Origin of the sequence: Aporhodopirellula sallentina SM41, assembly GCF_000346505.1 — a bacterium.
GTDB lineage: Bacteria > Planctomycetota > Planctomycetia > Pirellulales > Pirellulaceae > Rhodopirellula > Rhodopirellula sallentina.
On record NZ_ANOH01000307.1, the window covers coordinates 1 to 9,659 of the forward strand.

The following is a 9,659-nucleotide window of genomic DNA, read 5'->3' on the forward strand; positions in this document are numbered from 1 at the left end:
TTGGAAATCTATCAGGCTATCGATGTTGGTCGCGGTTGATGCGTGATAACCGATGCTAACTCGCGTTGGCTGGTTCTGGCACGATGTTGTTGCGGGCGTCTTCTTGTTTACTCCACGGTTTCGAATTCGTCGACGTCTTCAACTTCGGGGTCGTCTCGGAACTCGGGGTCGAATCGTTCGGTCTCGGAGACGATCTCGGGGTTGTTTTCGATGTAGTTCTGAATGTCGTCCACGGTCGGATCCTTCGGAGGGACCTTTTCCTCGCAACCCACCCACACTCCGGCGGCGAAACACAGAGATACAGCGAAAACAACTGAGCGACGATTCATGCCGTATGATCATTTCAAGGAAGAAGCTTAGATGAGGCTCTCATGGTTGCCCTAAAACTCGCCGCGTCAAGACAAACTCTTGACATCCTGGTGCTCTGGCGAGCCTCACGCTTAGGGTCGCGAGACTCGCCAAGAGTTTCGGGAGGGCTCGTGAATCACCGATAGTCTTGGCGACTTTCGCTGCATCCATCCCCCCTCTGTTTTGATCTCACGTGCAAGTAGGCGCGACATGCGACTGACGCACGAAACGCGCTGCCGTGAGATCCTCACCGCTGAGAGCGGCGATGGCGGGGATGAAACCGATTCCACCCGATAGAACATGGGGATCGATCACTACTCAGCTAGTTGCCGTCCGCGGAATGCTCAAAGACACAGTACTCCCGCGAAAATTGCACACATCGGGCCGCGACACCTGCGAAAACAGCAGCAGCCTGCATCGCCCATGCCGAGAACCGTCCGCGATCCCAACACTCGGTCAACGCTGCCCCTCGTTCTTTTCCATGTCCGAGATTCCTCTCAAAACACATTGAAAACCACAACGGGCCCCTGAAACGACAACCTCGCCCTCATCCGGGAACGAGGCGTGGCATTTCGCCAATACGAGACTCACCGACGCGAAAAATGAGCAGTCGCCGCGAGACGGCACTTCATCATCGTTGTTTGATAGGCAAAATTAGGGCTGGGGGTGCGGTAACTGCCTGAACATTTTGCCCGATGACGTTAAACTGATGACTGTCAGCAGGTTGGTTTCTTGCGTAGCCCCTATCCGGCGACCTCGCCTTTGGATTCCCACCTCGCCTATGGATTCGCAGGCAGGTGTTGTTCACGGTCGTCGCGGTTGAGGCGCGGCGTTCGACGAACGGCGGATGATTTTTCAGATAGGTTCTCAATAACATTTTCGTCAAACGATGTTTCTTTAATGACATCACTCATCCAACGCGGCATCGAGATCGTTCCGGGCTATACGCTCGTTCGCCGTTTGGGGTCGGGGATGGCTGGCGAAGTTTGGGTGGCCCGGGCGTCCGGGGGCGTTTACGTTGCGATCAAGATCGTTCGCGACATGAGCATGATCGGCAGCAAACGCGAACTCGGTGCGTTGCGGATTGTTCGCGAAGTCAAACACACCAATCTTTGCCCGTTGATCGGCGTTTGGTTTTTCGATGATGACGGCGAACTGCTCAGCAACGCGGCCACGGACGATATTCTCGGTCGTGAATCCTCGTTGATCGATACCGAGTGCCTCGCACGCGATCGTCCCTCCGACGGAATGCGAGAAACGCACGCGATGGGGCTCGCTGACTCGGCGGTCGATGGGGAAACTCCCGAGCATGACGCGGACGCCGATACCGACAGCCACCTGCGTGAGACGGGCGCCTATGAAGGCGAAAGCCGAGGCAGCGATGCCGACGATTCGGGCTTTTTCGCTGAGATCGCGCGACGGGCCACGCCTCCGCCTCGACGGGGTTCGCGTACGACGTCGCCACGGTCGAACTCATCGACAACGCCCACTGCCGGTGATCGCCGCAACGAGGACGATCCCGACACTTCGCTCGGCGAAGCGAAACAGATGGTCATCGCGATGGGACTCGGTGACAAAACGCTGCACGACCGGTTGATCGAGATGCGGGCGCCAGGCAACGCACCGGAGAACGACAACGATCCGCTACACATCGCTGGCGGAGTCCCCGCCCCCGAACTGCTTCGATACATTACCGGCGCGGCGTCGGCAATCGATGAACTGAACATTCATCACAACATCTATCACTGCGATATCAAACCACAGAATATCCTGATCGTTGGTGGCAACGCACAGGTTTGCGACTTTGGGCTCGCCCGGCGGGTGCACGAAAACCGCCGCACTCAACTAGCAATCGGAACGCCCGCGTATGGCGCTCCGGAAATGTTGTTTGATCAGACCTACACGCAAACAATTGACCAATACTCGCTGGCGATCACTTACTACGAATTGCGTACGGGAACGCTGCCGTTCGAGACGTCGCGGCGTTCGTCGTTTTTGCGTGCGAAAGCAAACGGTGAGCTGCGTCTCGATGCGTTGCCAGCACGAGAACGCGAGGTGATCGAGAAAGCAACACGGCTCGACCCCGACGAACGTTACGAATCGTGCTCTCAGTTTGCGGAGAAGTTGAACGAAGCGGTCTACTCGACCGGCGTTGATGGCCCTGGCGGACGACGCAACCAAGCGGTTCTGGCGACGGCGGTGTGCTTGATGGCGCTCCTGGTCGGTGGCGGAGCCTATTACCTGGCGACGCGTCCGGATCATGCGGCGTCGGAAACGGGCGGCGATGAGAAAATCGTTCCTGAAGACACAATCGTAACCAACGGCGAACCGGACGTCTCACCGGCCCCGAATCAACAACCTCCCTCGGATACGCCAGACACTTCATCATCCAGTGCCGGATCGCCTGCGGATATCGCTGCAGTCTCTTCGCTCGATCCCGACTCGTCTGATTCCGGTTTGCCCGGATCCGACCTGCCGGATGGGCAGATGCCTGACACTGAAGACCTAGCCAACAGCGGGGAACCAGACGTTGCACCGGAGCTCGGTTTTGATTCGACATCGCCATCATCCACCAGCCTGATGGGAGAGACGCCCGCGTCTGAACAGACGAGTGTCGCGGCGACCGGGGACACCGAACCGGAACTCAACGAGACCATGCCCGCGTCATTGCCCGAGATCGCGACCGAGACTCCCGCACCGGAGCCGGAGCCCGCCGCTGAGCCGGAATCGATCGACGACTTCTTGCAGCTCGCCGCCGAAGATTTGAAAAAACAACTCGATGCCGACGCGTCTCCTTGGCAACGTGGCGAGCTCGATGGATTTATCGAGCGAATCGAAACGTTCGCCCCCACGCTTGATTCCGCGGGGCAATGGCGTGCCCCGGCGATCGCAACTCAAACGGGTGAGGCGTTTAGTGAACTACACCGGGAGAGCTTGCTCGATCTCGCGGGCCGATTCCGAACTGCGTTGCAGAACGAAACTGAAGAGGCAGCAATCGCGCTCCCATCGGATGAGCTGGCGCCATACCGGACTCGTGTAGACATGGCGATCGCGAGCAGCCTGATCCGCGCGACTGCGGACGCGGCCGATGAGAACGGGGACACACAACAGGATGCGACCGTAGCGGCACGATCGAAAATCCTTTCCGCAAGCCTAGTGTCCCTTCGCGAAGCGATCGCTCCAGATGACGCCGACGCATCGAACAGCTCAATCAGTCCACGGATTGCGGACGCCGCCTACCTGATCGCCCTCCCGACGATCAACCAAAACGAGATCTCATTCGACAGTGACGACCTCGCGCGGGGCGAACGCGTTGAGAAAGACCTGGCTCGCGCGATGGCAATGAACGTCGAGCCGGTTCGACTCTCGACGATCGCGGATTCGCAAGGTCGGTGTTTGCTCGCGCTACGAGAGATGCGTGATCAGACGACTGGCCAGCCAGGCGACAATTCCGACGTATTGAAATCAATCGATCGTCTCTCGATGGCTTTCGTGCGTGATCTCGACCGGCGAACCGATCACGCGGATCGACAAAACGGTTGGCAGCGGATTCGTGGACCGGTGAACGTCCTCGGACACACCGTCGCCGGCCTGACACTGTGGGACGCCGACCGGCTCAGCGACGCGATGAGGCATTGGATTGAAGTTCCCAACGATTCGGTGATGAGCCAGATGGGGCCTGACCAATGGCGAAACGAAGTGGCCACTCGGTGCCTCGACTGGGTGCGAGAAAACTCGGGTGCGAACGATCGCGACATCAGCACGCTTCGATACGCGAGGTCATCGAAGAGCCGCGAAGGGGTGTTGAGTTTGGCGGTGAAATTCGCCGACGCGTCGGAAGACCTGCAACAGCGAATTGTTCCTGAACGTTTTCTGCTCGCCGTTGCAAAAAAGGATGACACGAACGCGTCCCAGCTTTGGGATCGCATGGGGCTCGACCTGGATGACGACCGCCTGACTCCGCAGCTAGGGTTTGCGTTGTGGACCAGTTGCTCTCGGCAACATGACGCGGCGACTTCCCGAGAACAACGCATCGAGGTGATCCCCAACCTGATCCTCGGAACGCTCGCGCAGTTGAATCAACGCGACCGAAGCCGCCCGGTGGAAACGGCCGCGAGTCTCGATCCAACGGTCTCGCAGCGCATCGAAACGACGCTGCAAACACTGCGTGACGTCGCCGACGATGATGAGGACGAAGCGTTCGCGGTCTTGCCCGCCGACCTGGCGACTCCGTCGACTCGGCAATTGTGCGAGCGGTATGTCGACGAAATTCGCTCGGCGACGGCTCCGGCGACCTATGAAGGATTTCTCGATCGGCTGGAACTGGTTCGATTCGCCGCCTCCACGGCCGCATCGTTGGAAGCGGATTCCGCCGAAAAGGATAAACTCTTGCTGGTCGCGGCGGAGGCGTTCATTCAAACGCGTTACGAAGAGATCGACGACCGTCCGGCGTCGCGGATGATTCAAACTCTTTACGAGTACGAAGATGCGTGTGATCGGCGTTCGCGTTCGCAACCGACGATCCATCGTCAATTCCTCGTCGCCCGCGCGGCCGACCAACGAGGTTTTCTCAGCCGCGAGGACGAAGATGTTTTGCGGCATTACGTGCAAGCCCGCAACGCGTACACGAAACTGATTGAGAATCAAAAGTTGCCCGATGACTTGCGAGGCAGTGTCTACCGTTGCCGAGCGAGTTTGCTGAGCCGGATGGCCGTCTTGGAACCGCCGACGCGAAAACGTGAACTGCTCGAACTCGCTGCAAAGGACGGATCGGCAGCGATCTCGTATCCGCCTCGTTGGCATCACGACAATGATGATCGTCTCACGACAGCGGCGGATGTGAATATCTCGACGGTGCGTTTGGTGACGGACCTCGAGGTCGCCGAAAAGCAAAAACTGCTCGACGACGCCGATCGCTTCTTGGCCGAAGCCATCGCGGTACGTGAACAGAATGGCTATCCGGTTTTCATACAGAAAACGCACCGGCTCAACGGCTACCTGTTCGATCTGCTGATGTCACCGAAAGGGCGTCGCGTCAGCAACCGCGAACAACGGGCGATGACCCTGATGAGTCAACTCGCGACCGAACCGATCGAAGGTGCGGGTGATGACGCAATTTCGCACACGATTCCTGCGACGTCGTATCGCACCCGAGTTCATTGGCACTGCATGTGTGCGATGGTGCACCGTCTCGCCGAGCACCCCGAGATGGCGATGAGCCATATCGAACACGCGTTGCACACGGCAGAAGATCATCTGCCCCGGACCGATGACCGACGTCACCGAGCGGTATTGATCTACGTCCAATTCCGCGGCCCGGAACTGCTCAGCGGAATTTCAAAGAACGGCAAAGCGGACCAATCGCTCGTTCGTGAACTACGCAGCCATCTCGATACGATCATCGAACCAAACGCTCATTTCCGAAAAGAAAAGCAAGGCTACGTCCGCGATCTCGATCGAATGGGCAAGTAGGCTAGGTCGCGAGAGTTCCAAAACGGCACACGTGTTGTTCCGTGATCCTGCGACGCCGGCTACCTCGTTTTGAGGACGCACGAATCGCGGAAATGGATTAGATTATGTGCCATAGCCCGCGATCGACTGGCGTTAGCCGGTTTTGCCTGCGGGCGAATCCTTTCGCAGCATCTCGCTGGATGCTCGTTGACGAAAAACATCCCCAGGACGAACCCCCATGTACCGAACCGCGTTCCTTATCGCGACCTTTGTTGTTTCCGGCGTCGTTGCCCCTGTCTGCTCGAGCGTCACCGCCGAGGACAAACTGAAAGTTCTGATTATCGACGGTCAGAACAACCACGCGGCGTGGCCCAAGACGACTGCGATGATGAAGCAGTACCTCGAAGATTCCGGCCGCTTCACCGTCGATGTTTCGCGAACGAAGTTCACTTGGAAGGGCGGCAAACTGCTCGAGCAATTCGGCCTCGATGACGGGACCGAGTACCAGGATTTGCCACAACCGAAATCCGATCCGGACTTCAAACCGAAGTTCTCCGACTACGACGTCGTGCTGAGCAACTTTGGTTGGAAAGCGGCACCGTGGCCGGAAGAAACGCAAGCGGCGTTGGAGGAATACGTGTCCGGCGGCGGGGGAATGGTCATCGTGCACGCCGCCGACAATTCATTCGGCAGCTGGGACGAGTTCAACAAGATGATCGGACTCGGCGGTTGGGACGGCCGGAACGAAAAGTCGGGCCCCTACGTCTACCTGGATGACTCCGAAGAGTTGGTGCGAGACACTTCGCCCGGTTCCGGAGGCAGCCACGGACCGGCCCATGAATACCAAGTTGTTGTGCGTGTCCCCGACCATCCGATTACTGAAGACATGCCTCGGGCGTGGATGCACGTCAAAGATGAGCTGTATCAGAAACTGCGTGGCCCGGCGGCGAACATGACGATTTTGGCAACCTCTTATGCCGATCCAAAGTACCGCGGCACCGGTCGGCACGAACCGATCGTAATGACCATCGACTACGGCAAGGGACGAATCTATCACACACCGATGGGCCATGACGACAAAACGATGGAGTGCGTCGGCTTCATTACCATGTTGCTGCGTGGCACCGAATGGGCGGCAACCGGAGAAGTCACGTTGAAGGAAATCCCCGACGACTTTCCGAAGGCGTTTGAATCGAGTAAACGAAGTTTCGAAGCGAAATAGGTCCAACCTCGATTCGCTGGAACAACCTTTTTCCGCCTGCCGCGTGCTGCCTCTGTGAAGTCAAATTCCTTCGAGCGTTTTGAATCGTACTTGAGCCCTTTTGCGGATCATCCGGTTTTGCAACAACGGGTTTTGCACGTGCTCGAGCAATTGCCCGCGGACGTGCAAACAGATTTTCTCGAGGATCCCCGTTTTCGCGTAACGGTCGATAACTATCAGGCCGGGGTGGGCTGGTCGCTCTTGATGCCAGCCCCCGGTGTGAACGGTGAGGGCAGTCGCTGTGTCGTGCTGCGTTTGAAGCTCAACGACGCGTCGGAACGTTTCGCGTGGTACGTGATCGCTCACGAATTCGCGCACGCTTACCTGCGAAACGGAGGATGGGGCGAGATCACCGATATCGAAGAAGCAGCCGACGCGTTGGCCGATTCGTGGGGATTCTCCCGGCCGAGCCGTTTCGTCTAGAGCATGTTGAGGTTGGACGTGCCCGATCCCTTGTAGCTGGATTCGCCAAGATTCAGTTCACCGAACCCTGCCTACACCTCCTACATCACTCTTTCAAAACGCTCTATCTCGGCCCTGCCGGAAGGCTGCGTAGAGGCGGGGTTCGCCGCGAATCCGCCTCTACGCGGGCACGCGGGGGTAGCCGATGGCGTCAAAGGTGTTCAGTGTGCGATAATTGTGTGATCAAACCGCAACCGGGGGCGTGAATGCTGGTTTGTCCGCGATGTGACGGCGATTGTCGCCCGATGCGATCCAAGCGAGAAACGGTGACAACCGAGGAAGATATCGATGAACATGCGAGCCGAAGCGTTCGACACGAGACACACCGCCGCGTTCCCCAACATCAGCGAAGAGGAAATGGGATGTTTGGAACGTCTCGGGACCATGCGTCAGTTTTCTAACGGTGATGTGTTGTTTGAATCCGGCGACAGCGATTTCTCATTCTTTGTCGTTCGATCCGGTCGCGTCGCCATCACAGAAACGTCGAGCGGGCATCCGCGTGAAGTTGTTGTTCATGAACCGGGCGAATTTACCGGTGACGTATCGATGCTGACCGGGCGGCCCGCGGTGGTGACGGCGACGTCAGTGGGCGATACCGAGGCGATCGAAATCACGTCGTGCACGATTCGCTACATGCTCGCCGAAGTCCCCGGGCTGAGCGACAAGTTGCTCGAGGCGTTTCAGTATCGTCGCAAACTCCTCGAAGCATCGGACTTTCTAGGCGTTCGTGTCTTTGGTGCGGCGGACTCTAAGGAGACGCTCCGGCTGCGAGAATTTTTCTACAAGAACAACGTTACCCACACGTTTCTCGATATCGCCGATACGTCCGTTGCCGAAGACCTAAACGAGTTCGATTTTTCGGCTGACGATACTCCCGTGATCGCCTGCAGCGAACACATTGAATCGAAGCCGTCGTTGGCGAAGGTCGCAGAGTGTCTCGGAATCTCGCGGCACATCAAAGAGGAGCTCTACGACGTGTTGGTCGTCGGCGCCGGGCCAGCCGGATTGGCTTCGGCAGTTTACGGCGCGTCGGAAGGATTGCGAACATTGGTGGTCGACGGGATCGGGCCGGGAGGCCAGGCTGGCCAGAGTTCGAAGATTGAAAACTACATGGGCTTTCCCGCCGGAGTATCGGGGACGGAACTAGCAAACCTGGGTTTCTTGCAGGCCATGAAGTTTGGTGCTGAGTTCACCGCCCCGGTCATGGTGCGGTCGATGACGTGCAACGACAACGGCAACCACTGCGTTGAATTGTGCACCGGCCAAAAGGTTCACACCAAGACAGTCTTGATCGCAACGGGGGCATCGTATCGACGGTTGCCCGTGGAGGGTTGCGACCGACTCGAAGGCATGGGGGTCTATTTCTCGGCAACGACTGTGGAAGCGCGGCTTTGCCGCAACTCGACCGCCGTTGTCGTAGGCGGAGGAAACTCGGCCGGCCAAGCCGCGATGTATCTGTCGCAACATGCCAAGCACGTCAAGTTGTTGCTGCGAGGCGATGACTTGCGCAAAAGCATGTCGGACTATCTCGCACGCCGGATCGAGAAGAACGAAGTCATCGAGGTGGTTCACCATACCGAGATCGATTCGCTCGAAGGCGACCAACACGTCGAACGAGCCAGTATCCGAAACAATCAAACCGGAAAGTGCGAAAGCGTTGATTGTTCCGGCGTGTTTATCTTTGTCGGTGCCAAGCCACACACCGATTGGTTGCCCGACAGCGTGGAGTTGGACGAGCACGGGTTTGTTTTGACGGGGCCCGGGGTGCGTGAATCAGACCGCTGGACGCTCGACCGCGAACCATGCGAACTCGAGACCACTTGTCCTGGCGTTTTCGCCGCCGGCGACGTACGCAGCGGTACAACCAAACGATGTGCCTTCGCCGCCGGCGACGGTGCCCTAGGCATCACCTGCGTGCACCAGTACCTCAGCCGCAGCGACCACGATTGAGACCCCCATCGGTCAATTCACCAGCCGATCGGCGTTAACCGCGGTTCTCGCGCGTGATAACCGGTGCGAACGCACGTCGGCTGATTCGTTCGTGAAGTTTTTGCAGCATAGTCGTAGGCCGAACCAAGCGAAGCGACGTTCCGGCATCCACCCCAATCGCCGGATACGCGTCGCAGAGCCTGCTTCA

At 58.1% G+C, this 9,659-nt stretch carries 5 protein-coding genes; 4 read left to right on the top strand and 1 reads right to left on the bottom strand.

Annotation, left to right across the window (positions count from 1 at the left end; translation table 11 throughout):
- Positions 1–107: 107 nt before the first annotated feature.
- On the bottom strand, positions 108–329 hold the full coding sequence (locus tag RSSM_RS33285; protein WP_144059992.1) for a hypothetical protein: 222 nt from the start codon (positions 327–329) through the stop codon (positions 108–110).
- Between the two features lie 919 nt (positions 330–1,248).
- On the opposite strand from RSSM_RS33285, the gene RSSM_RS20585 reads away from it, so the two are divergent.
- The 4 genes from RSSM_RS20585 (at position 1,249) to RSSM_RS20600 (ending at position 9,472) form a co-directional block, all read left to right on the top strand.
- Positions 1,249–5,820, top strand: coding sequence for a protein kinase domain-containing protein (locus RSSM_RS20585; RefSeq protein ID WP_008683300.1), 4,572 nt, complete (start codon positions 1,249–1,251; stop codon positions 5,818–5,820).
- A gap of 217 nt (positions 5,821–6,037) precedes the next feature.
- Entirely contained in the window at positions 6,038–7,021 is a 984-nt protein-coding gene (locus RSSM_RS20590) for a ThuA domain-containing protein (protein WP_008683304.1), read from the top strand.
- A gap of 54 nt (positions 7,022–7,075) precedes the next feature.
- Positions 7,076–7,483 carry a hypothetical protein gene (locus RSSM_RS20595; protein WP_008683305.1) on the top strand — a complete coding sequence of 136 codons (408 nt, stop codon included), beginning with the start codon at positions 7,076–7,078 and terminating at the stop codon, positions 7,481–7,483.
- Positions 7,484–7,810: 327 nt separating this feature from the next.
- Positions 7,811–9,472, top strand: coding sequence for an FAD-dependent oxidoreductase (locus RSSM_RS20600; protein ID WP_144059993.1), 1,662 nt, complete (start codon positions 7,811–7,813; stop codon positions 9,470–9,472).
- Positions 9,473–9,659 lie beyond the last annotated feature (187 nt).